The sequence below is a fragment of the Comamonas aquatica NBRC 14918 genome (assembly GCF_000739875.1).
GTDB classification, from domain to species: domain Bacteria; phylum Pseudomonadota; class Gammaproteobacteria; order Burkholderiales; family Burkholderiaceae_C; genus Comamonas; species Comamonas aquatica.
In genome coordinates this window covers 1-23,165 of the sequence record NZ_BBJR01000024.1, presented here as the reverse complement: position 1 = coordinate 23,165, position 23,165 = coordinate 1, and the positions used below count along the sequence as shown (strand labels likewise).

The window sequence follows — 23,165 nt, the reverse complement described above, 5'->3', positions numbered from 1 at the left end:
ACCGCGCGCGCATGCCCATCAGCCCAGCACCGCGCTCACGCCGCCGTCCACTGCCACCCACTGGCCGGTGATGTGCTTGCCGGCATCGCTGGCCAGCAGCACGGTCAGGCCCTTCAGGCCTTCGTCATCGCCCAGGCGCCGCAGCGGTGCGCGGCTGGCCATGTTGTCCTCGCCCATGGTGTCGATCAGCACCTCGGCCATCTTGGTGCGAAAGAAGCCCGGGCAGATGGCATTCACCGTCACATGGTGGGGGCCCCATTCGGCCGCCAGCGCGCGCGTGAAGTTCAGCACCGCACCCTTGGAGGTGTTGTAGGCAATCGTCTTCATCTCGATGGGGTTGCCGCCCAGGCCGGCGATCGAGGCCAGGTTGATGATGCGCCCGCCGCGCGCCAGCATGCCGGCGTTGGCCACGGCCTGGCTCAGCAGGAAATAGCCCCGGATGTTCAGGTTCATCACCTTGTCCCAGGCCGCCACGGGGTGGCTTTCCGCCGGGGCGCCCCAGCTGGCGCCCGCGTTGTTGACCAGGATGTCGATGGGGCCGACGCGCTGCACGGTCTCGGCCACCAGGCGCAGGATGTCCTCTTCCTTGGCACAGTCCGCGGCAATCCACTGCGCGTCGATGCCCTGGGCCTGCAACTCGGCCGCGGCCGCCTCCAGGTCCTGCGCCTTGCGCGAGGTCAGCACCACGCGCGCACCGGCCTCCCCCAGGGCCTGTGCCATCTGCAGCCCCAGGCCGCGCGAGCCACCGGTCACCAAGGCCGTCTTGCCTTGCAGGTTGAAGAGTTGTTGCACGGTACGCGTCATGGACGAAGTCTCCTGGTGGTCATGGATGGAAACGGCCCTCGTTCGGGGCCTGCGCCTGCATTGTGAAATGCCTCACCCGCATCGCGCTGTCGCACGGGTGAAGCCACTACCTAGTGAATCCACCAAGGCAGCCACGCAGACCCGCGGCCCGCCAGCCACCGCGCCACGGCGACCGACGCGGTGGCTCCTCAGGGTGATGGGCCCTGCAAAAAACACTTGCGCAGCGGCCACAAAAAACTGTACATTCATACAGTCACTGTTGTTTTATACATATCTATGTTCGCAACCGATACTGTTCAAGACCAACCCTGCTTCACCGTGGCCCTGTGCGACTACCCCGGCCTGCCGGAGTTCGAGCGCCAGCGCGCCGAAACCCGCTACGCCCGCACACTGGCGCGCCAGCTTGGCGGCGAGGCCCAGGTGGCCGACGCCCTGCGCACGCTGGAGCGTCTGGAAGACGCCCCGCCCGAGGAAATCACCGACGATGCCAAGGCCATCTACCAACGCTGGATGAAGGCCGCCCGCGCCGCGGCCGAGGCCGGCATGCAAGGCCTCGGTGGCGAGGAAGGCTGCTATTTCGAGGTGCGCCCCCACTGAGCACATTCGCTCAAAAAGAGAGCAGCTGGCGCACGTCCTGCCTTAACTTCAGGCACTTTTCGCGCTGAAAGTCAGGTGGAACCAGCGCCAGCTGCTCCTGGCAGGCATGGCCCGTGCGCGGCACACCCAGCCCAGGTGCGCCCGCCACGGGGCTGTCAACTGCACGTGCGCTCCCGCGACAACGCGCAGCCACAAGCGGCGGCAGCCCCCTAGAATCGTTCCAACCACCAAGAACGAGGACCAGGTCATGACCACAGTGCCGCCCACCGAGGCGCCCGCCCTGCACACCCCTTTGCACGCCTTGCACCTGGAACTGGGTGCGCGCATGGTGCGTTTTGCCGGCTATGCCATGCCGGTGCAATACCCCGCCGGCCTGCTGGCCGAGCACAAGCACACGCGCGAGAAAGTCAGCCTGTTCGACGTCTCGCACATGGGGCAGATCAGCGTCAGCGGCCCCTCGGCCGCCGCCGCGCTGGAACAGGTGCTGCCCATCGACGTGATGGACCTGGGCCTGCACCGCCAGCGTTACGCCCTGCTGCTGGCCGAGGACGGCGGCATCCTCGACGACCTGATGGTCATCAACCGTGGCCAGGACTACCTGCTGATCGTCAACGCCGCCCGCAAGCACGAAGACCTGGCCTGGCTGCAGACCCACATCGGCCACGAATGCCAGGTCCAGCCCCTGCCCGAGATGGCCCTGCTGGCCCTGCAAGGCCCGCAGGCCGCCGCCGTGCTGCAGCGCCCGGTGCCGGCCACCGGCCCGCTGCTGTTCATGCAGGGCACGCCGTTCGACTTCAAGGATGCACGCGGCTACATCACCCGCAGCGGCTACACCGGGGAGGATGGCTTTGAAATCTCCATCCCCGCCAGCCACGCCGATGCCCTGGCGCGCTGGCTGCTCAAGCAGCCCGGCGTGCTGCCCGCCGGCCTGGGTGCCCGCAATTCGCTGCGCCTGGAGGCCGGGCTGTGCCTGTACGGCACCGACATGGACCAGCGCACCACCCCCACCCAGGCCGCCCTGAACTGGAGCATCCCCAAGGTGCGCCGCACCGGGGGCCAGCGTGCCGGCGGCTTCATCGGTGCCGACGTGGTTCTGCCGCAGATCGAGGGCCAGGCGCCCGTGGCCGGCGTGCGCGTGGGCCTGCACGCCATGGAGCGCATCCCCGTGCGCGACGGCAGCCCCCTGCACCGCCCGGGGGGCATGGCGGTCGGCCAGGTCACCAGCGGCCTGCTCTCGCCCAGCACCGACCGCCCGATCGCCATGGGCTATGTCCCGCCCGACTGCGCCGCCCACGGCACCCGGCTGGATGCCCTGGTGCGCGGCAAGCCCGTGCCCATGGAGGTCATTCCTCTGCCTTTCATAGGGACCCGCTACCGCAAAAGCTAGGCCGCAGCCGCTGGCAACGCCGTCGGCGCCTGCCAACCCGGCTACAGTGTGAGCCAACGCGCGCCGGCCTGCGGCACGCTTTTTGCCTTTTCTCGCATCACGGAGTTTTTCCCATGAGCCTCAAATTTTCCAAAGAACACGAATGGGTCAACGCCGCCCAGCCTGAAGCCGCCATCGTCGGCATTACCGTGCACGCCCAGGACGCCCTGGGTGACGTGGTGTTTGTGGACCTGCCCGCCGTGGGCACCACCTTCCTGCAGGGCGACGTCACCGGCGTGGTCGAGTCCGTCAAGGCCGCGGCCGACGTCTTCATGCCCGTGACCGGCGAGATCGTCGAAGTCAACGAAGCCCTGCGCGCCGATCCCTCGCTGGCCAACACCGACCCGCTGGGCGCCGGCTGGTTCTTCAAGGTCAAGCTCAGCGACCCCAGCCAGCTCGACGGCCTGATGGACGAAACCACCTACGGCAACTTCGCCGCCAGCGCCTGAGCGCCTGCACCCTGCTCTGGGCCTGCGCCGCCCAGATCGGGGCGGCTGCGTGCCTGCCGCCGCAGCCGCAACCCGGCCCGCGCACTGTATCGATGAGAGGGAAGGTGGGATGATGAATCAGCGACTGCAAGCACCCCTGTCTGAACTGCACGAGAGCGACGCCTTCGCGCGGCGCCACATCGGGCCCAGTGCGCCGGACGAAGCACACATGCTGCGCGCCATCGGCCAGCCCTCGCGCCAGGCCCTGATGGATGCACTGGTGCCGCCCGACATCGTGCAGGACCGCCCCATGGACCTGCCCCCGGCACTCAGCGAAGCCGAGGCACTGCACGAACTCAAGACCATCGCCGCGCGCAACCGCGTGCTCAAGAGCTTCATCGGCCAGGGCTATTACGCCGCCCACACCCCAGGCGTCATCCAGCGCAACATCCTGGAAAATCCCGCCTGGTACACGGCCTACACCCCCTACCAGGCCGAAATCTCGCAGGGACGCCTGGAGGCCCTGCTGAACTTCCAGACCCTGGTCTGCGACCTCACGGCCATGCCCGTGGCCAATGCCTCCATGCTGGACGAAGCCACCGCCGCTGCCGAAGCCATGGCACTGGCGCGCCGCAGCGCAGCCTCGCCCAGCAGCATCTTCCTGGTCCACCCCGACACCCACCCCCAGACCCTGGCCGTGCTGCGCACCCGCGCCGAGCCCCTGGGCTGGCAACTGGACTGCCCCGCTGACGACGCTGCCTTCCACGCCGCCCTGCAGGCGCCGCACTTTGGTGCCCTGGTGCAGTACCCCGGCAGCACAGGGGCCCTGGCCGACTGGCGCGATGCGGCCAGCCTGAGCCACCAGCAGCAGGCGCTGTTCATCGTTGCCACCGACCTGCTGGCCCTGACGCTGTTGACACCGCCCGGCGAATGGGGCGCCGACATCGTGGTCGGCAGCAGCCAGCGCCTGGGCCTGCCGCTGGGGGCCGGTGGCCCGCATGCGGCCTTCATGGCCTGCCAGGATGCCTACAAGCGCGCCCTGCCAGGGCGTCTGGTGGGGGTCAGCGTGGACAGCCAGGGCGCACCCGCCCTGCGCCTGGCACTCCAAACGCGTGAGCAACACATCCGCCGCGAAAAGGCCACCTCGAACATCTGCACGGCCCAGGTGCTGCCGGCCGTGCTGGCCAGCATGTATGCGGTCTACCACGGCCCCGACGGCCTGCGCCAGATGGCGCAGCGCATTGCCGGCCTGACTGCCACCCTGGCCCATGGCCTGCAGGCCCAAGGCCATGCCCTGGTCCACGACACGGCCTTCGACACCCTGACCGTGCGCGTGCCGCATGCTGCAATCAATATAGCTACCCGCGCAGAGCTGGCGGGCGTCAACCTGCGAAAAGTCTCTGAATCCGCGCTGGGCATCTCGCTGGACGAGACCAGCACCCCGGCCGATGTGGCCCTGCTGCTGCGCCTGTTTGGCGCCACCGGCACGCCGGTGCTGGACGGCCAGGCCGCCCCATTGATCCCGGCAGCGCTGCAGCGCCACTCTCCCTATCTGACACACCCGGTGTTCCACCGCCACCGCAGCGAAACCGCCATGCTGCGCTACATCCGCAGCCTGTCGGACAAGGACCTGGCGCTGGACCGCTGCATGATCCCGCTGGGTTCGTGCACCATGAAGCTCAACGCCACCAGCGAGATGCTGCCCATCACCTGGCCGGACTTCGCCCACATCCACCCGTTCGCGCCGGCCGACCAGCAGCAAGGCTATGCCCTGCTGGACCAGCAGTTGCGCCAGTGGCTGTCGCGCATCACCGGGTATGCCGACGTGAGCCTGCAGCCCAACGCCGGCTCGCAGGGCGAATACGCCGGCCTGCTGGCCATCCGCGCCTGGCACGCCGCCCAGGGGCAGCCCCAGCGCACCATCTGCCTGATTCCGTCCAGCGCCCACGGCACCAACCCGGCCAGCGCCCAGATGTGCGGCATGCAGGTGGTGGTGGTGGCCTGCGATGCGCAGGGCAACGTCGACATGGCGGACCTGCAGGCCAAGTGCGAGGCGCACAGCGACCGGCTGGCCTGCATCATGATCACCTACCCCAGCACCCATGGCGTGTTCGAGGACGCCGTGCGCCCGCTGTGCGACCTGGTGCACCAGCACGGCGGCCGCGTCTATGTGGACGGCGCCAACATGAACGCCCTGGTCGGCGTGGCGGCGCCCGGCGCCTTCGGCGGCGACGTCAGCCACCTGAACCTGCACAAGACCTTCTGCATTCCGCACGGCGGTGGCGGCCCCGGCGTGGGCCCGGTCTGCGTGGCCGCCGATCTGGTGCCCTACCTGCCCGGGCACCCAGCCAGCGCCACGGCCAGCCCGGTGGGCGCGATCTCGGCCGCACCGTATGGCAATGCCTCCGTGCTGCCGATCAGTTGGATGTACATCCGCATGATGGGCGTGCACGGCCTGCGCCATGCCACGGAGACGGCCATCCTCAACGCCAACTACATCAGCGCCCGCCTGCAAGGCCACTACCCCACGCTGTACACCGGCCCTGGCGGGCTCGTGGCGCACGAGTGCATCCTGGACCTGCGCCCCCTGAAGGACAGCAGCGGCGTCACCGCCGAGGATGTGGCCAAGCGCCTGATCGACTATGGCTTCCACGCACCGACCCTGTCCTTCCCCGTGCCCGGGACCCTGATGGTGGAGCCCACGGAAAGCGAGCCGCTGTCGGAGCTGGACCGCTTCATCGACGCGATGCTGGCCATCCGCGAGGAAATCCGCCAGATCGAACGCGGCGACTGGACCCGGGACGACAACCCGCTCAAGCACGCCCCGCACACTGCCGCGCAACTGCTGCAAGAGCCCTGGCCGCACGCCTACAGCCGCCAGCAGGCCGCTGGCCAGACCGCACTGGCGCACAAGTATTTTCCGCCAGTGTCGCGTATCGACAACGTCTATGGCGACCGCAACATAGTGTGCACCTGCCCTCCGCTGGCGGCTTACCTGAGCTGATCCCCAGTCCTCTGGGGGTTTCCCGTCGTGCCCTTCACGGAGGGCGCTTACACTGCGCCTCCACGTCCCGCTGCCGGTGCTGCCGCCCATGAGTCGCCCAGACCTTTCCTTTCTGATCACCCGCGAAGCAGACGCTTCCACGCCCGTCCAGGATTTGCTGCCCGAACTGGACCCCGCCGCGCTGGATGTGCTGCCAGCGCTGCAGGTGAGCGAGGAATCGCTGAGCGACGACCCGCTGGCGGCCCTGATCGCCGAGCTGCGCAACTACCAGAACGAGCTGGAAATCCAGAACAAGGTGCTGGATTACAGCCAGGCTGTGGCCGAGAGTGCCTCGGAGCGCTTCGAGGCCCTGTTCTCCAGCGTGCCCCTGCCCCTGCTGGTGCTCGATGAGCATGACATGGTCATCCAGGCGAATGCCATGGCGCACAACGCCTTCCAGGCCGAAGGCCATGACCGGCTGTTTGTCTCCTTCATGCCGCTCGTCAGCCCCGCCGACAGCGACCGCGTGGCCGAGGGTTTTGTGCTGGCGCGCCAAGCCGGGCGCAGCGAAGTGCAGGAAGTGGTCTTCAGCCTGGGCAACGGCGAGCAGATGCAGGGCGACCTGCACATCGCCTGTATCCAGATTCCCCAGCGCGAAGGCCCAACCATCGCGCAATTCATGTGCGCCCTGGTGGACCAGGGCCCGCTGCTTGCCGAACGCCAGCAACTGCAGCAGCGCAACGACCAGCTGCATGCCAGCGAACGCCGCCTGGAATCGGTGATCAACAGCTCGCTGGACGCCATCATCTGCGTGGACCAGAACCAGTGCATCACGGTTTTCAACCCCACGGCGGCGGCCTTGTTCCTGTGCCCGGCCACGGATGCCCTGGGCAGCAAGCTGTCGCGCTTCCTGCCGGATGCCGTGCACGCCCTGGAATTCGCTCCCCTGACCACGCAGGCCATGCTGGGCGAGATGACCGCCCTGACCGCCACGGGCAAGACCTTGCCGGTGGAAGTGGGCATGTCCTTCGAGCGCCTGTCCGATGGCGAGATCACCACCGTCTTCGCCCGCGACCTGACCAGCCGCAAACGCGCCGAGGCCCAGCGCAGCGAACTGGAGCTGCAACTGCGCGAGTCGCACAAGATGCAGGCCCTGGGCACCATGGCCGGCGGGATTGCCCATGACTTCAACAACATCGTGGGGGCCATCCTGGGCAATGTGGAGCTGGCCAAGGCCGATTGCAGCCACAACCCGCAGGCCATGGAAAGCCTGCTGGAGATCGAGAAAGCTGGCCGCCGGGCGCGCGATCTGGTGCGCCAGATCCTGACCTTCAGCCGCAACGAGCCGCCCAAGCGCTATGCGGTCCGCGCCTCAGAGGTGATGCGCGACACCGAGCGCCTGCTGCGTGTCACCCTGCCACCCGCGATTGAGCTGCAGGTGGATGCCCCCCCGGAGCTGCCCCACATGCTGGCCGACCCGACCCAGGTCGAGCAGGCGCTGTTCAACCTGACCACCAACGCCGTGCACGCAATTGGCGACAACCGCGGGCTGGTGCGCATGGAGGCCACGCTCAGCATGTCGGAGCAACGCCTGTGCGAACGGCTGGGCCTGAGCCTGGGCGACTACATCGCCATCACGGTGCAGGACAACGGCCCCGGCATGTCGCCCGAGACCCTGCAACGCATCTTCGAACCATTTTTCACCACCAAGCCCGTGGGCCAGGGCACCGGCCTGGGTCTGGCAGTGGTGCACGGCGTGATGCGCACCCATGGGGGCGCGGTGGACGTCACCAGCAAACTCGGCCAGGGCAGCGCGTTCACCCTGTACTTCCCGGTCAACCTCCTGGCCTCCACCCCGACGGTGCCACCGCCGCGCTTTGCCACCTCGCACATCTGCACGCTTCCCCCGGCCCACGCTGCCGCCACCGTGCAAGAGCGCCCGCATGTGATGTATGTGGACGATGACCACGCCCTGGTCTCGCTGGTGCAGCGCCTGCTGCGCCGCCGCGGCTACCAGGTGTCGGGCTTCCTGGATCCGCGCGAAGCCACGGCCGCCCTGGAGCAGAACCCGCATGCCTACGACTTGCTGGTGACCGACTACAACATGCCCGGGTATTGTGGGGTGGATCTGGTGCGGGACTCCAAGCGCATCCGCCCGGACCTGCCCGTCGCGCTGGCCTCCGGCTATGTCACCGCCGAGATCGAGGCCCAGGCCCTGGACGCCGGGGCCCTGGCCCTGATTCACAAACCGAACGATGTGGACGAACTGTGCGAGACGGTGGACCGCCTCCTCCACCAAAAGCCCTGATGACTGTTGTTGCGCCCCGTCCTTCTTGTCTGTATGAAGACGAGCACCTGCTGGTGCTCGACAAGCCCTCCGGCCTGCTGAGCGTCCCAGGCCGCGGCGAGGACAAGCAGGACTGCCTGATCCACCGCGCGTTGCAGCACTGGCCCGATGCCCTGGTGGTCCACCGCCTGGACATGTCCACGTCGGGCCTGGTCATTCTGGCGCGCACCAAGACAGTGCAAAGCGACCTGGGCAAAGCGTTTGCCGCACGGGAAGTGCACAAGCGCTACACCGCCGTGGTCTTCGGCCAGGTCGCTGCGCCCGAACAGGATTGGAGCATGGTGGATGCCCCGTTGGTGTGCGACTGGGAGCGCCGCCCTTTGCAGATCGTGTGTCCAGCGACCGGCAAGCCCAGCCAGACCCGCTACCAGGTGCATCCCGACCAGCGCGGAATTCCCCCGCACAGCACCAGGCTGTGGCTAGAACCCATCACTGGCCGCTCCCACCAGTTGCGGGTGCACATGACCCACATCGGTCACCCGATGCTGGGCGATGCCTTGTATGCCCCTGCGGACGTCGTCGCCATGGCCCCCAGACTGCTGCTGCACGCGACCACGTTGCAGTTCCAGCACCCGGTATCCGGCAGCCCGTTGCAGGTTCAAAGCCCGGCTCCGTTTTGAGCACCCGGGCTTACCCCATGCCACAACAGCAAATTCTAAATAAGCGACCACGCGCGCATTAATCTTGATTCTCCGCAGCGATTTGCAAACTTTCCCTCTGCGCGCAGCGCCATAGAGACAAACCCGGTTGCGCCTTTTGCTAGCAAATTTTTAAGCTTGGCACCTCGCGCATCAGGCATGCAATTTGCAGCTATCCCTCAAGGGCATGCAAATGCCGGATGCAAAACCAACCAAGAGGACATACAACCATGCGTGCTTCGTTTCAATTGAAAACCATCGTGGCAACCCTGGGCCTGCTGGGCGCAGCCGTCACCAGCCAAGCCTACGCACAAAACATCAAGTTCGCCATGGTGATCCCAACCACCGGTCCGCTGACCCAGTACGGGGACATGGTGAAGGAAGGCGTCTCGACCGCCGTGGAACAAATCAACGCGGCCGGCGGCATCAATGGCAAGAAGATCGAAGTCACCACCGTAGACGATGCCTGCGAACCCAAGCAAGGCCCTGTGGCTGCCAACCGCGTGGTCAACAGCAAGATCGGCTACATGATCGGCCCAGTCTGCTCCGGCGCTGCGATTGCCGCAGCCCCCATCTATGACAACGAAGGCGTGGTGGTGGTGACCCCTTCGGCCACGTCGCCCGCGCTGACCGAAGGCAAGAACTTCCATTACATCTTCCGCACCATCGGTCGCGACGACCAACAAGGTCCTTCCGCCGCCAAGTTCATCATCGAAAAGGCCAAGCCCACCAAGGTCGCCGTGCTGCACGACAAGCAGTCGTATGGCCAGGGCATTGCCTCGTCCGTGCGCGACCAGCTGCAAAAGGCCAAGGTCAACGTGGCCCTGTTTGAAGGCATCAACGCCGGCGACAGCGACTACTCTGCCATCATCACCAAGCTCAAGAGCGCGGGCGTTGACTTTGTCTACTACGGCGGCTACCACCCCGAAATGGGCCTGCTGCTGCGCCAGGCCAGCGAGCAAGGCCTGAAGGTGCGCATGATGGGCCCTGAAGGCGTGGGCAACCCTGAAGTCAATGCGATTGCCGGCAACGCCGTCGAAGGCATGCTGGTGACCCTGCCTGCCGACTTCTCCACCAACCCCAAGAACGCGGCCATCGTGAAGGCGTTCCAGGACAAGAAGCGCAATCCTTCGGGCGCGTTCCAGTTGACCGCGTATGCGGCAACGCAGGCGATCGCCGAGAGCATCAAGGCCGTGGGTGACGATCCCAAGAAGGTGGCCGACCACCTGCACAAGGCGACCATCAACACCGTGATCGGCCCTGTGTCCTGGAACAAGCAAGGCGACCTGAACGCATTCGACTTCCAGATCTTCCAGTGGCACAAGGACGGCAGCAAGACGCCTGCGACCAAGTAATCCGTAGCCACTGACCAAGCCCACACCACAGCGCTTTGCACCAAGCCTGTGGGCTTTTCAGTTCAACACGGGTATTGCTGCGCCCTTCAATTTAGTTAGGCCTTTGCGCACATGAACGACTTTCTCCCCCAACTGCTACAGCAGCTTTTCAACGGTCTCTCACTCGGGGCCATCTACGCCTTGATCGCCATCGGCTACACCATGGTCTACGGCATCATCGGCATGATCAATTTCGCTCATGGGGACATCTACATGATTGGTGCCTACGTGGGGCTGGTGACCCTGTCGGCCGTCGGCATTCAGGGCACCGTGCCCATCTGGATGGTGATCGGCCTGATGCTCATCGTGGCCGTGGTCATCACCGGCATCTATGGCTTTGCCGTCGAACAGGTGGCCTACAAGCCGGTGCGCAGCAGCCCCCGGCTGGTGGCACTGATCTCCGCGATCGGTATGTCCATCTTCTTGCAGAACTGGGTCGCCCTGGGGCAGGGTGCGCGCGACATGGCCGTGCCTTCGCTGCTGCCTGGTGCTTTCCAGTTTGAGATGGGCAGCGGATTCGAGGTATTCGTGCCCTACACCCGCGTGCTGATCATTGCCGTGGCGGTCGTGCTGATGATTGCCCTGACCCTGTACATCAAGCACTCGCGCATGGGCCGTGCCTCGCGCGCCTGCTCCCAGGACATGCACATGGCCAGCCTGCTGGGCATCAACACCAACCGCGTGATTTCGTTCACTTTCATCCTGGGGGCAATGCTGGCGGCCGTGGGCGGCGTACTGATTGCCCTGGCCGTGGGCAAGCTCAACCCCTTCATCGGTTTTCTGGCTGGCATCAAGGCTTTCACCGCCGCCGTGCTGGGGGGCATCGGCAGCATCCCCGGCGCCATGCTGGGTGGTGTGATCCTGGGCGTCGCCGAGACCCTGGCGGCTGCCTACATCTCCTCCGAGTACAAGGACATCGTGGCATTCAGCCTGCTGGTGCTGATCTTGCTATTCCGCCCCACAGGTCTGCTGGGCAAGCCTGAAGTGGAGAAAGTCTGATGCAACGCCTTCTCCTGAACCTGGGCCCGGCCCTGATGGCAGCCGTCATCACCGCCGTGGTCGTCACTCCCATCTTTGGTTTGCAGTTGCAGCGCGTCGGCGGCCGCATGACGCTGGAGCCGCACTGGAACTACGTCCTCGGCGCCGCTGTGCTGGTGTTCGTGGTGCAACTGCTCAAACCCGCCCTGCGCGGTGCCACCCAGGGCCTGCGCATGCCCAGCCTGCCGGCACTGACGCCCAAGCTGCGCAATGCCCTGGTGTTCGCCGCCTTGCTGATGGCCGTGTCCTGGCCCTTCTTTGCCGGACGCAACGCCGTGGACATCGCCACCCTGGCGATGATCTACATCATGCTGGGCCTGGGCCTGAACATTGTGGTGGGCTTTGCCGGCCTGCTGGACCTGGGCTTTGTCGGCTTCTATGCCGTTGGCGCCTACACCTACGCCCTGCTGTTCCACTGGGCAGGCTGGAGCTTCTGGGAGGCCCTGCCACTGGCAGGTGCCGCCTCGGCCATGTTCGGCTTCGTGCTCGGCTTTCCTGTGCTGCGACTGCGCGGTGACTACCTAGCCATCGTGACGCTGGGCTTTGGTGAAATCATCCGCCTGCTGCTGATCAACCTGAACGACTGGACCGGTGGCCCTGACGGGATTTCCGGCATTCCCAAGCCCACGGTGCTGGGTCTGGAAATGACACGCAATCCGAGCGTCGAAGGCGCCACCACCTTCCACCAGTTCATGGGCTGGGAGTTCAGCTCCGTGCACATGGTCATCTTCCTGTACCTGATGGCACTGATGCTGGCAGTGGTGACGCTGTGGATCTCCAGCCGCCTCATCCGCATGCCCATCGGCCGCGCCTGGGAAGCCCTGCGCGAGGATGAGATCGCCTGCCGCTCGCTGGGGCTCAACCCCATGCACATCAAGCTGTCCGCGTTCACCCTGGGGGCCATGTTCGCAGGCTTTGGGGGCGCGTTCTTCGCGGCGCGCCAAGGCATCGTGAACCCCGAATCCTTCACCTTCATTGAGTCGGCCCTGATTCTGGCCATCGTGGTGCTGGGAGGCATGGGATCGCAGCTGGGAGTGATTGTCGCGGCCATTTTGATCACCGTGCTGCCAGAGCTGGCCCGCGAGTTCTCCGAATACCGCATGCTGATCTTCGGCCTCGTCATGATCCTGATGATGGTGTGGCGCCCCCAGGGACTGTTCCCGGTCACGCGCAACCATGTGAAGGTGCCCGCCAAACGCAGCGCCTGACCCCATCTATCCCATGCACTCTTTGAAGAAAACACTCCAGCATGCCTAGCAGTCATTTGTTGGACGTCAAGGACCTGAGCATGCGCTTTGGCGGCTTGCTTGCGGTCGATGGCGTCAGCCTCGAATTGGGTGAGAAGCAGATTCTCGCCATCATCGGCCCCAACGGGGCCGGCAAGACCACGGTGTTCAACTGCATCAGTGGTTTCTACAACCCCACAGGCGGCAGCATCCTGCTGCAGAACGCCAGCATTGCCGGTCTGGGCAGCCACACGGTCGCCCGCAAGGGCGTCGTGCGCACCTTCCAGAACGTGCGGCTGTTCAAGAAGATGACGGTGCTGGAAAACCTGCTGGTGGCCCAGCACCAGAAAAACCGCGCCTCCGTCCTGGCCGGCCTGTTCAACACCCCCAGCTTCCGTCGCCAGGAAGCTGAGTCCATCGAGCGCAGCCTGCACTGGCTGGACTACATGGGGCTGCGCGATTTCGCGAACCGCGAAGCAGGCAATCTGGCCTATGGTCACCAGCGCCGCCTGGAAATCGCGCGCTGCATGATCACCGAGCCCAAGGTGCTGATGCTGGACGAACCCGCCGCCGGCCTGAACCCCCAGGAAAAGCTTGATCTGCAAGCCCTGATCCGCCAGCTGCGCGACCAGTACGGCGTCGCCATCCTGCTGATCGAGCACGACATGGGCCTGGTCATGGGTGTCTCCGAACGCATCACCGTCATGGAATACGGCAAGCCGATTGCCCATGGCACGCCGGAGGAAGTCAGAAACAATGAACGGGTCATCAAGGCCTACCTGGGAGAGGCATGATGAGCACACATCCACCGATGCTGGAGCTGGACAGCATCAGCACGCATTACGGCTCGATTTGCGCCGTCAACAAGGTGTCGCTGCATGTCAACAAGGGCGAAATCGTGAGCCTGATCGGCTCCAACGGCGCCGGCAAGACCTCGCTGCTGATGACGGTATGCGGCAATCCCCGCGCCTCCAGCGGCACCATCCATTTCGAAGGCGAGGACATCACCAGCCTGCCCACGCACCACATCATGCAGCGCGGGATCGCCGTCTCCCCCGAGGGGCGGCGCATCTTCCCGGACCTCACCGTCACGGAGAACCTGCAGATGGGGGGCTTCTTCCTGAACAAGCACGACATTGAAGCGGGCATGGACCACGTGTTCCACCTGTTCCCACGCTTGAAGGAGCGTGCGGCACAGCGCGCAGGCACGATGTCGGGTGGCGAGCAACAGATGCTGGCGATTGGCCGTGCGCTGATGTCCAAGCCGCGTCTGCTGTTGATGGACGAGCCCACCCTGGGCCTGGCGCCGCTGATCATTGCGCAGATCTTCGACATCATCCAGACCATCCGCAGCCAAGGTGTCACGGTGTTCCTGGTGGAGCAGAACGCCAACCGCGCCCTGCAGATTGCCGACCGCGGCTACGTGCTGGAAACCGGGCGGCTGGTGCTGGAAGACACCGGTGCCAACCTGCTGCGCAACGACGCCGTGCGCAAAGCCTACCTGGGCGGTTGATCGCCCCTCTGAGGTTTCATGCGCCGGATGGAGCCGCTACGATACGGCGCATGAAACCTCAGCTTTACATCCTGACAGGCAGCTCGCGCGGCATGGGCCTGTCCATGGCCCGGCAGATCCTGCGCCAGGGCCACCACCTAGTGGGCATTGCGCGCCACCGCAACGCAGACCTGGACACCACGGCCCGCGAAGGCCACGCCACGCTGCTGCAATGGCAGCACGATCTGGCAGCACCACAGCCTGCGGCCCAACAGTTGAAAGACTGGCTCCGCGCGCAATCACCCGGCGACTACGCCCGCGTGGTCCTGATCAACAACGCAGGGGTCATCCCCCCCATCGCCCCGCTGGCAGACAGCGACTGGAATGCGATTGCCCAGGCCCTGCGTGTGGGCCTGGAAGCCCCAATGCTGCTGACCGCCGCGTTCCTGCAGGCTACCGAGGCCTGGGAGATTCCACGCCAGGTGCTCAACATCTCGTCCGGCCTGGGCCGCCGCGCCATCGCCTCGCAGGCCACCTATTGCGCCGCCAAGGCCGGGATGGACAACTTCTCGGTGTCCGTGGCTCTGGACGAAGCCCTCAAACCGAATGGCGCCAAAATCTGCTCGCTGGCCCCTGGCGTTATCGACACGGACATGCAACGCCAGTTGCGCAGCGCCTCCAGCCAGGCCTTCCCGGACGTGCAGCGCTTTGCCCAGTTGCACAGCTCAGGGGCACTGACGTCGGCCGACGAAGCCGCTGCACGGGTCCTGGCCTGGCTGGAGCGTGCCGACTTCGGCAATCCGGTGCTGGCCGATGTGCGCACCGCATAAGCACCGGCCTTGATGCACCAACAGCAGGCATTTTTTGCACGATCCGTCTTTTGAGAAGGATTCCAGCGCTAACATTCGGCTATCCCAAGAACCTGTTTGCGCTACGTGGGCCACACAGTGCTGCACCATCTGATCGGTGTCTGCAGCCAGTGATCAGTCTGCAGGCCACCCCTGCAGGCTGCGTGCAAACAGGCCGCTCACCCGGTACTCCATGCCTGATGGCCTGCACCCCGTGCCATCCAACGGCCCACAAATCTGCTTGAAAGCGGCTGGCTCGCTGTGCTTTGCGCCTCCAGCCGCAGTTTTGATGTCTGAGTTTTTTGGAGACCTTCATGTACCGCACACTGATTACCTGCACGACCCTGGCGTTGGCCGCAGGCGCTGCCGCCCCCGTGCTCGCACAATCAGCAGACCAATACCCCGGCAAACCCATCCGGCTGGTCATCCCCTTCCCCCCCGGCGGCGGTACAGACATCCTGTCGCGCGTGATCGCCAACAAGCTCACCGAAGCCACCAAGTGGACCATTGTTCCCGAGAACAAGGCCGGCGCCGGCGGCACCATCGGCATCACCGAGGCGGCCAAGGCCCCTGCCACAGGCTATGAAATGGTCATGGGCCAAAAGGACAACCTGATCCTCGGCCCCTACCTGTACAAGAACCTACCCTGGACCCCCACCAAGGACCTGACGCCGGTGGCCCACATTGCCTACACCCCGGTCATCATCGCCACCAGCGTGAATTCGCCCTACAAGAGCATTGCCGACGTGGTGGCCGCCGCCAAGGCCTCGCCCGCCAAGATCACCTACGGCTCGCCCGGCAACGGCACCAGCATCCACATTGCCGGTCACATGTTCGAAAAAGCAGCGGGCGTGCAGCTGACCCACGTGCCCTACAAGGGCTCGAACCCGGCGCTGATGGATGCGATTGCCGGCAACGTGGATCTGCTGGTCTCCTCCATCCCTTCGGCCATTGCACAGATCAAGGCCGGCAAGCTGCGCCCGCTGGCCGTGACCTCGGCCAAGCGGTCCACCTCGCTGCCCGATGTGCCCACCATGCAGGAACAGGGCATGAAGGGTTTTGATGTCAGCACCTGGTACGGCCTGTTCATGCCGGCTGGCACACCGGCCGACATCACGGCCAAGATGAATGCCGAAGTCAACAAGCTGCTGGCCAAACCCGAAACCCAGGAAGCCATCCTGGCCCAAGGCGCCGAGCCCAAGGCCATGAGCATTGCCGAGTTTGACAAGATGTACCGCGCAGACTTCGCCAACTCCAAGGCCGTGGTGGAAGCCTCGGGCGCCACCATCCAATAAACCACGCTGCAATTGCTGCGCTCCCTGGTCCAGCCTGGAGCGCAGCCCACCAAGCCCAACCTGCCGGTTGGGCTTTTTTTGTGGCACGAACTGCAGCCACCCCAGCCACACCCAGAACAAGCATGTGCCGCCCTCGGCGTGGGACCGACGTAATGGGTGCTGGCCCACGCCCCCATCAGACACCACCCGGCATCAGCTGGAGCAGCCCGTTGCCACCAAGCCGCTCAGGGCCTTCGATGGAGCCGGCATTCACCCCAATCCTGCGTCACAGGTAATTTGTAATGTTTGGTGACGCGCACGCGACTTGTGGCGTCCCACCTCCCTGTGCCCGTTGCACACCGTACAGCGTCTGCTCCTGCACGTTCGCGCTATCAACTTCCATAGCTGCCTGCGCTTTCCCCATCAGCGCCAGCACCACTTTTAATGCCTATCCTGTGGACAGGCTGCCGTCAGCGCACACCTACCCAGGCAAGGGCCCCGTCCGACGCATACGCGCATGGCGATGGCAGACCCCGCGGATGGCGGGTGTTACACGGGTTTAGCATGGGTCGTTACAAAAAACTTACAAGCTAGACTCAGACAGCTTTTTGGATAGCCCCACTTGATCTCAATCCTCAAACCAATAGCAGTAGCCCTCGACCAGCTGGAGGTGGCCATCTGCATTTTTGATGCAGAGGACAAGGCACTCGTTTGGAACGACACCTTTCTGCAGTTCTTTCCAGAGCATGCTGGCCACGTCCATGTCGGGGAAGACTACCGCGATAACCTGCGGCGTTTCTATCTGCAAAGGCTCTCGGCCGAGGAGTTGCCACAGATCGATCGCTACATCGAGGAAGGTGTGCTGCGGCACCGCAACCAGTTGCGGGCGTTTGAGTTTGACCACCACGACTACCGCGTGCGCGTGGCGTCCCTGCCACTGGGTGCCTATGGACGCGTCCGGCTATGGCGCAAAACGGCACCGCTGCTGACCGGCATGCAGGACCGCATCAATCCTGACACCAAGCCACTGCCCACACAAATCCTGCCAGACACAGCCATGGCACTGGAAAGCCTGGCGGACGGGATCTTGATGGTTGATGAGATCGGTCGTGCCATCTGGGCCAACCACGCATTTCTGGAGCTTTACGGGCTGCCCAGCACCGATGCGTTGAAGCTGCGCGATTTTGCACAGCTCTACACCCAGGCCTGGCAACACGAAGTCCCCACGGCGGAGTATGTCGCCAGCCTGGGTCTCCTCAAGGAACACCAGCGCTTTTCAGGCGCCCCCTACGTGCTGGCACTGCCCAACAACCGCTGGGTGCGCGTGGTGGAGCTGCGTGGCACCCAGACCAATGGCAGCAACTTTCTCTCCCATGTCGATGTGACGGAATCCCGGCAACAGCAGGAAGCCTTGAAGCAGCTCACCCAGCACCTGGAGTCGCTGGCGATCAAGGACGCGCTGACCGGCCTGGCCAACCGCCGCCGCTTCGATGAAGTGCTGGAGTCCGAGTGGCAGCGCGCGCACCGCTCCAAAACTCCACTGTCGCTGCTGATGCTGGATGTGGACCACTTCAAGCGCCTCAACGACACCCACGGCCACCCCTTTGGGGACGAAGTGCTCAAGCGCCTTGCCAGCATCTTGGCACACCGCATCCAGCGCACCGGCAGCCTGGTCGCACGTTATGGCGGCGAGGAGTTTGCGGTCTTGCTGCCGGACACCGATCTGCCCTCTGCCGCCAAGCTGGCGGAATTCATCCGGCAGCAGGTGGAAAACATGTCACTGGGCAACGAAAACACCGGCCTGGTGCGCATCACCATCAGCATTGGCGTCGCCTGCGCCAGCGGTACAGCCTTGACGGCATCGACCACCGCGCTGGTCGACATGGCCGACCGCGCCCTGTACCAAGCCAAGCGCAGCGGGCGCAATCAAGTGGCAGCGGCCACGCCCTAGGCGCCCCGGCCCCCCCTGCTTTTTGCATCCACCTTGAACGGGTTGGCGCGCTGCAACTCATCGACATAGCCGTCAACAGCCACCGTCTCCCGCTGCAGGAAGTGGTCGATGGCCGCGGCAAACCGGCGGTCAGCCACCCAGTGGGCCGAAAACATCTTCACCGGCAACAGCCCGCGGGCCATCTTGTGTTCGCCCTGGGCCCCTCCCTCAAAAAATTCAAGGCCGTGCTGAATGCAGTAGGCAATCGATTGCATATAGCAAGTCTCGAAGTGCAGGCCCTTGACGAACTCCGTCGTGCCCCAGTGGCGCCCATACAGGGTCTTGCCCTCACGCACATTCAGCGCCACCGCCACCGGTGCCCCGTCACGTTCCGCCAGGATCAGCACCAAGTCCAACACACGCTCCGCATGGGCCCGGAGAAAGAACTCCAGGCACAGATAGGGCTGCGACCAATGCTCGGTATAGGTATTGACATAGCAGGCATAGAAGAACTCCAGGTGCTCCCGCTGCAGCTGTGCGCCCTCCAACCACCGGTAAGTGATTCCGGCACTGGTCACATACCGGGTGTCTTGCCGCAGCTTCTTGCGCTTGTCCTGGGAGAGTCGGGCCAGGAAGTCTTCAGTGCATGTGTAGCCGTCGTTCCGCCAATGGAACTGCACGTTTTCGCGCAGCATGAAGCCAGCCTCAACCAGGGCTGCCCGGTCCTGCGGCGCGGTGAACAGCACATGCGCCGAAGAGGCATGCACGACGTCGCACGCCGCCGCCAGCTCGTGCGCCAAGGCACGGCGCGCAGCCTCATCCTTGGCCAATAGCCTGGGACCTTGGACGGGCGTAAACGGAACGGCCACCACCAGCTTGGGGTAATAGGACAGACCATGCGCCTCAAACGCCTGGGCCCAGGCCTGGTCAAACACAAACTCCCCACGGGAGTGGGTCTTGAAATAGCTGGGGGCTGCTGCCACCAAGACGCCCTCCTCGTACAGCAGCAAGTGGCGGGCATGCCACCCGGTCTTTGCGCCGACACAGCCCGTTGTTTCCAGCAGCTGAAGAAATGCGTGGCTGGTGAATGGATGGCCACCGGCCAGTACCTGCCACGCGTCTTCTTCGACATGGCCAAGCGCATCCACCCAGCTCGCCGTATACCGCCCTTTTTGAGTCATGCCGTAGTCTGGCACAGGCCCACCTATCCCACAGATGCTGCGTGATTTGCAGGGCCGCCCGCGTCTCTGGGCATAGCTTTCGCACACAGCATTGCATGGCGAACCTCCGCGCAAGCCATCGTGCACTGCGAGTTTCCACACGCCAGCGTGCCCGTTTGCAGCAACGGAGACTTGACATCACCCAGACACCTGAGCCCTGAGGGCATTGCGACCCTACACAAGAAAAGAAAGGCCATGCCTTTGCACCGAATACTGTTATAGTTGCGGCCAATTTGCTGCAACGCAACAACTTATACAGCACACCAAAGTGCAGCGCCCCAAGCGCAACCCACATCGCACCAGACGATTTTCAACTCCTTGTTTTCAATGACTTCTGGTTGTCATTGAGAAATGACCAAGCATGCCGCTGCAGCTTGGATCCTACTTTCCGCACCCCAAAACGTATAAGCGGCTTGCTTTTGAGCCTGTTATTCGCGCGTCTGCCTAACCCAACGCGTCTCTCTTGATCCACTCTCCTGCTATCTCTCAAGTCATCGGCCGCTACGCACTCACGCCTGCCGCCGCAATGACCGCCAGCGGCTCTTACACAGCACCGCTTTCCATTCGCAGCGGCAAAGGCTCTTGCTCACACGACCGGGTGTTTCGCTTCATTCCCCTGTTTCGATCTCCTGCTGCCGCCATTCGCTATGCCATTGAGCAAGGCAAAAGCTATTTGCACCTGCCCGGCCTGCCCGACTGACAACCGAGCTTGCGGCGCTCCACACCCAAAGGCCAACCCGTACACGGGCGCTTTGCACCCTTTGATCCTTGGACATCTCCCAGGATCACCCCAACTTCATAGAGTTACACCATGACAACCAAACTGTACGTAGGCAATCTTTCTTACAACGTTCGCGACCACGATCTGGAGCAACAATTTGCCGAATTCGGTAATGTGACCTCTGCCAAGGTCATGATGGAGCGCGATTCCGACCGTTCCAAGGGTTTTGGCTTTGTTGAAATGTCGACCGAGCAAGAAGCGCAAGCTGCCATCCAAGGCCTGCATGACCAACCTCTGAATGGCCGCAACATGCTCGTCAACGTTGCACGCCCCCGCGAAGAATCCGGCGGCGGCTACCGCAGCAACAACGGCGGTGGCGGTTACCGCGGTGGCAATAACCGCTACTAAAAGCTCTTGAGGCTCTAGATCTCAAGGCCCCTGCCAGCACTTGCTGACAGGGGCTTTTTGTTGGCAGCCGACAAGCATCAAATGCCCAAAGAAAACCCCCTGCGGACTTTCATCCGCGGGGGCTGCGCTTGTAGCTACAGGTGCTTTAGCTGCGATCGCGAGCAATCGCCACGCTCAGCGCGCGCCCCTCGGTGGGCTGACCATTCAAGCCCTGCACTGCGGCTTGCGCCTCTTCTTCCGTGGACATCTCCACAAAGGCAAAACCGCGCGAGCGGCCAGTGTCACGCTGCAAGATGACCTGGGATGACAGCACCACGCCATAGTTGGTCAACAGCTTGCGCAGTGCATCGCTGTCGATCGAGAAGGCCAAGTTACTGATGTAGAGTTTGTTTTGCATAGGGTACTTTCAAGAAGGACGGACCTTTGTGCCAGGACAGCCCAAAAATCAACGGGGACGACGCTTGGGACCACCGGGGGTCGCGTTCATCCGCGTCTCGATGTGGCGGAAGGTCACCCGCCCTTTGTTCAGGTCGTAGGGCGACATCTCGACAGTGACCTTGTCGCCCGCCAAGACGCGAATCCGATGCTTGCGCATCTTGCCGCCCGAATAGGCAATCAGTTCGTGCCCGTTGTCCAGCTTTACGCGAAAGCGCGTATCGGGCAGAACTTCTTCCACCCGACCTTGCATTTCAATGAGTTCTTCTTTTGCCAAGGTGCCTCCAGATGAGTGGCGATAAACAGGTTTAGTTCAGTGCGTTGGCCAGCAGCATCGTGCGTGCCTGATCGAGCGCATAGCTGTTGGCCAGGCTCTCGCTGGTGAACTGCGGAATGAATCGGAAGACACGGTCATAGACACCGCGTCGGATAGATACCGATGCAGCAAACTGGCCGGATGCGTCGAGGTGACTGAAGGGTGTAACAACGTAGTTGCCCACCTGCTCTTTGATAGGTTTTTGCAGCATGGCATACGGACGGGCACGCCCTGCTTGTGAGCAATGTCCATCGAGTAAATAGGGAGACAGCGGACCCTGGTAGATCAGGGGCTGGGCAGATCGAACGAAGAAGAGATCTGCAGAGATTCGCCGGGAAGGGAGAGTGACAGTCGCACGCTTCTCAAAGAAGGGAACTACCAACGGCCAAGGGGCTACGGAGGTGTCAGACGTGCGCTAGAGGGGCGAAGAACAAATTTAGCGCGCGAGACCAGTATATGCCAAGTCGCGCAGCGCGCGGCACACACGACCGACCGCGCTGCGGCATTCAGGCCTATATGCCTGCGCCAGTTTCAGACAGCTCGCAGCCAGCAGGCCACGTCACAACAGGCAACTGCTCAAAGGCTGGTTTGGCAAACAGATAGCCCTGGAAGTAATGCACCCCCATCGCGCACAACGTGTGGTACTCGGCATCGGTCTCCACACCTTCCGCAATCACTTCGATCGACAGTGCCTGGCACACGTCCAGAATGCCTTGGACGATGGCACGACGAACAGGGTTGGTGTCGATCTGGCGCACCAACTCCATGTCCAGCTTGATGATGTCGGGCTGGAACTCAGCAAGCAGGTTGAGGCCGGCGTAACCCGCACCGAAATCATCGATTGCCGTCTTGAAGCCGCGCCGGCGGTACTCCTGCATGATGCGCTTGAGGTGGTCTTTGTCAACCACGCGCGCGTTCTCGGTGATTTCAAAAATAAGGTGGCTGGTTGGAAACTGGTGCTGCTGCGCCGCTTCCAAGGTGGTGCGAATGCAGGCTGCAGGCTCGTATACGGCGTTCGGCAAAAAATTGATGCTGACATGGCAGGGGACGCCCAGACGTGCTGCCAAACTCACAGCCTTGACGCGGCAGGCCTGATCGAACTGGTAACGGTTGTCCGCATTCACCTGACTCAGAATCTGCCCCGCGCCGCTGCCATCCAGCCCACGCACCAGGGCCTCGTAAGCAAAAACGGTTTGATCACGCACGTCCACGATCGGTTGAAAGGCCATACTGAATGCCAGGCCCAGCGGGGGACGGTCATGACAGCCTTTACAGGGCGGTAACGAAGACTTGGGTTGAAGAAGCATCGGCAGATGTTATCGCACCCAGCTCCTGTGCCTGTCGTGGGTCTGGCAACGCCCGCATCGTTTGTGCGTATGGCTGTGCCTGCTGCAAAACTTCAGAAAAACTGCGGGGTTGCACACTGATTGCAACAGCCATCCACCGCTCAAAAAATAGCGACGACAGCGGAACCTACACAGCCCACAACGGCAAGCCCGCTTCTTGCCAGGGCGACGCCACGCCACCAATCCAGCTGCGGGATAGGATGCTAGGCCCATGCCTTCAAGCTGGATCAGATTACGGTTGCGTGTGCACTAAAAATGCATGACGAAGCCGTACCTTTGCTGGCTGAAAGGGCG

Annotated in this window: 21 protein-coding genes and 1 pseudogene; 16 read left to right on the top strand and 6 right to left on the bottom strand. The window is 63.6% G+C overall.

The annotated features are described in order from the left end of the window. Positions 1 to 18: 18 nt before the first annotated feature. Positions 19 to 804, bottom strand: coding sequence for an SDR family oxidoreductase (locus tag CA2_RS03145; RefSeq protein WP_042412608.1), 786 nt, complete (start codon positions 802 to 804; stop codon positions 19 to 21). 276 nt (positions 805 to 1,080) lie between these two features. Between CA2_RS03145 and CA2_RS03140 the strand changes: the two genes are divergently transcribed. From CA2_RS03140 to CA2_RS03075, 14 genes are all read left to right on the top strand, one after another. After that, entirely contained in the window at positions 1,081 to 1,401 is a 321-nt protein-coding gene (locus CA2_RS03140; protein ID WP_042412606.1) for a hypothetical protein, read from the top strand. A 247-nt stretch (positions 1,402 to 1,648) separates the two neighbouring features. Continuing rightward, on the top strand, positions 1,649 to 2,788 hold the full coding sequence (gene gcvT / locus CA2_RS03135) for a glycine cleavage system aminomethyltransferase GcvT (protein WP_042412603.1): 1,140 nt from the start codon (positions 1,649 to 1,651) through the stop codon (positions 2,786 to 2,788). 113 nt (positions 2,789 to 2,901) lie between these two features. Next, positions 2,902 to 3,276: a glycine cleavage system protein GcvH gene (gene gcvH / locus CA2_RS03130; protein WP_042412601.1), complete on the top strand. Its 375-nt coding sequence runs from the start codon at positions 2,902 to 2,904 to the stop codon at positions 3,274 to 3,276. Between the two features lie 112 nt (positions 3,277 to 3,388). Next, positions 3,389 to 6,259 (top strand): aminomethyl-transferring glycine dehydrogenase, encoded by a 2,871-nt coding sequence (gcvP, locus tag CA2_RS03125; RefSeq protein WP_042412789.1) that lies wholly within the window; start codon positions 3,389 to 3,391, stop codon positions 6,257 to 6,259. 88 nt (positions 6,260 to 6,347) lie between these two features. Beyond that, positions 6,348 to 8,546 carry a PAS domain-containing hybrid sensor histidine kinase/response regulator gene (locus CA2_RS03120; protein WP_042412598.1) on the top strand — a complete coding sequence of 733 codons (2,199 nt, stop codon included), beginning with the start codon at positions 6,348 to 6,350 and terminating at the stop codon, positions 8,544 to 8,546. Then, entirely contained in the window at positions 8,546 to 9,205 is a 660-nt protein-coding gene (locus CA2_RS03115; protein WP_042412596.1) for a pseudouridine synthase, read from the top strand. Before CA2_RS03120 ends, CA2_RS03115 begins: the two co-directional genes overlap by 1 nt. Before the next feature lie 248 nt (positions 9,206 to 9,453). After that, on the top strand, positions 9,454 to 10,578 hold the full coding sequence (locus CA2_RS03110) for a branched-chain amino acid ABC transporter substrate-binding protein (RefSeq protein ID WP_042412594.1): 1,125 nt from the start codon (positions 9,454 to 9,456) through the stop codon (positions 10,576 to 10,578). Between the two features lie 111 nt (positions 10,579 to 10,689). Continuing rightward, a complete protein-coding gene (gene livH, locus CA2_RS03105; protein WP_042412591.1) occupies positions 10,690 to 11,616 on the top strand; it encodes a high-affinity branched-chain amino acid ABC transporter permease LivH in 927 nt (308 codons plus the stop codon). Then, positions 11,616 to 12,863: a high-affinity branched-chain amino acid ABC transporter permease LivM gene (locus CA2_RS03100; protein ID WP_042412588.1), complete on the top strand. Its 1,248-nt coding sequence runs from the start codon at positions 11,616 to 11,618 to the stop codon at positions 12,861 to 12,863. The genes livH and CA2_RS03100 overlap by 1 nt, the downstream gene beginning before the upstream one ends. Positions 12,864 to 12,904: 41 nt before the next feature. Then, positions 12,905 to 13,675 (top strand): high-affinity branched-chain amino acid ABC transporter ATP-binding protein LivG, encoded by a 771-nt coding sequence (livG, locus tag CA2_RS03095; protein ID WP_042412585.1) that lies wholly within the window; start codon positions 12,905 to 12,907, stop codon positions 13,673 to 13,675. 17 nt (positions 13,676 to 13,692) lie between these two features. Continuing rightward, positions 13,693 to 14,394, top strand: coding sequence for an ABC transporter ATP-binding protein (locus tag CA2_RS03090; protein WP_042412582.1), 702 nt, complete (start codon positions 13,693 to 13,695; stop codon positions 14,392 to 14,394). Between the two features lie 50 nt (positions 14,395 to 14,444). Beyond that, positions 14,445 to 15,203 carry an SDR family NAD(P)-dependent oxidoreductase gene (locus tag CA2_RS03085; RefSeq protein ID WP_042412579.1) on the top strand — a complete coding sequence of 253 codons (759 nt, stop codon included), beginning with the start codon at positions 14,445 to 14,447 and terminating at the stop codon, positions 15,201 to 15,203. Between the two features lie 332 nt (positions 15,204 to 15,535). Then, complete coding sequence (locus tag CA2_RS03080) at positions 15,536 to 16,516, top strand: Bug family tripartite tricarboxylate transporter substrate binding protein (RefSeq protein ID WP_042412787.1); 981 nt, start codon at positions 15,536 to 15,538, stop codon at positions 16,514 to 16,516. A 601-nt stretch (positions 16,517 to 17,117) separates the two neighbouring features. Next, on the top strand, positions 17,118 to 18,446 hold the full coding sequence (locus CA2_RS03075) for a sensor domain-containing diguanylate cyclase (protein WP_042412577.1): 1,329 nt from the start codon (positions 17,118 to 17,120) through the stop codon (positions 18,444 to 18,446). On the opposite strand, the gene CA2_RS03070 is transcribed toward CA2_RS03075, so the two are convergent. Continuing rightward, positions 18,443 to 19,621 (bottom strand): GNAT family N-acetyltransferase, encoded by a 1,179-nt coding sequence (locus tag CA2_RS03070; protein WP_245620869.1) that lies wholly within the window; start codon positions 19,619 to 19,621, stop codon positions 18,443 to 18,445. The genes CA2_RS03075 and CA2_RS03070 overlap by 4 nt on opposite strands. A gap of 487 nt (positions 19,622 to 20,108) precedes the next feature. On the opposite strand from CA2_RS03070, the gene CA2_RS17445 reads away from it, so the two are divergent. Both CA2_RS17445 and rbp read left to right on the top strand, forming a co-directional pair. Further along, a complete protein-coding gene (locus CA2_RS17445; protein WP_245620868.1) occupies positions 20,109 to 20,345 on the top strand; it encodes a hypothetical protein in 237 nt (78 codons plus the stop codon). Between the two features lie 111 nt (positions 20,346 to 20,456). Next, positions 20,457 to 20,759: pseudogene (gene rbp / locus CA2_RS03065) on the top strand (RNA-binding regulator); the annotation flags it as partial. 160 nt (positions 20,760 to 20,919) lie between these two features. Here rbp and CA2_RS03060 read toward each other — a convergent pair. From CA2_RS03060 to CA2_RS03045, 4 genes are all read right to left on the bottom strand, one after another. Then, positions 20,920 to 21,171, bottom strand: coding sequence for an RNA recognition motif domain-containing protein (locus CA2_RS03060; protein WP_042412572.1), 252 nt, complete (start codon positions 21,169 to 21,171; stop codon positions 20,920 to 20,922). A 48-nt stretch (positions 21,172 to 21,219) separates the two neighbouring features. Then, positions 21,220 to 21,486, bottom strand: a complete 267-nt coding sequence (gene infA, locus CA2_RS03055; RefSeq protein WP_042412569.1) for a translation initiation factor IF-1 — start codon at positions 21,484 to 21,486, stop codon at positions 21,220 to 21,222. 31 nt (positions 21,487 to 21,517) lie between these two features. Continuing rightward, on the bottom strand, positions 21,518 to 21,736 hold the full coding sequence (locus tag CA2_RS03050; protein WP_042412566.1) for a hypothetical protein: 219 nt from the start codon (positions 21,734 to 21,736) through the stop codon (positions 21,518 to 21,520). A gap of 301 nt (positions 21,737 to 22,037) precedes the next feature. After that, the gene (locus CA2_RS03045; protein ID WP_369441133.1) at positions 22,038 to 22,754 is read right to left on the bottom strand and encodes an EAL domain-containing protein; all 717 of its coding nucleotides are present in this window, start codon (positions 22,752 to 22,754) and stop codon (positions 22,038 to 22,040) included. Positions 22,755 to 23,165 lie beyond the last annotated feature (411 nt).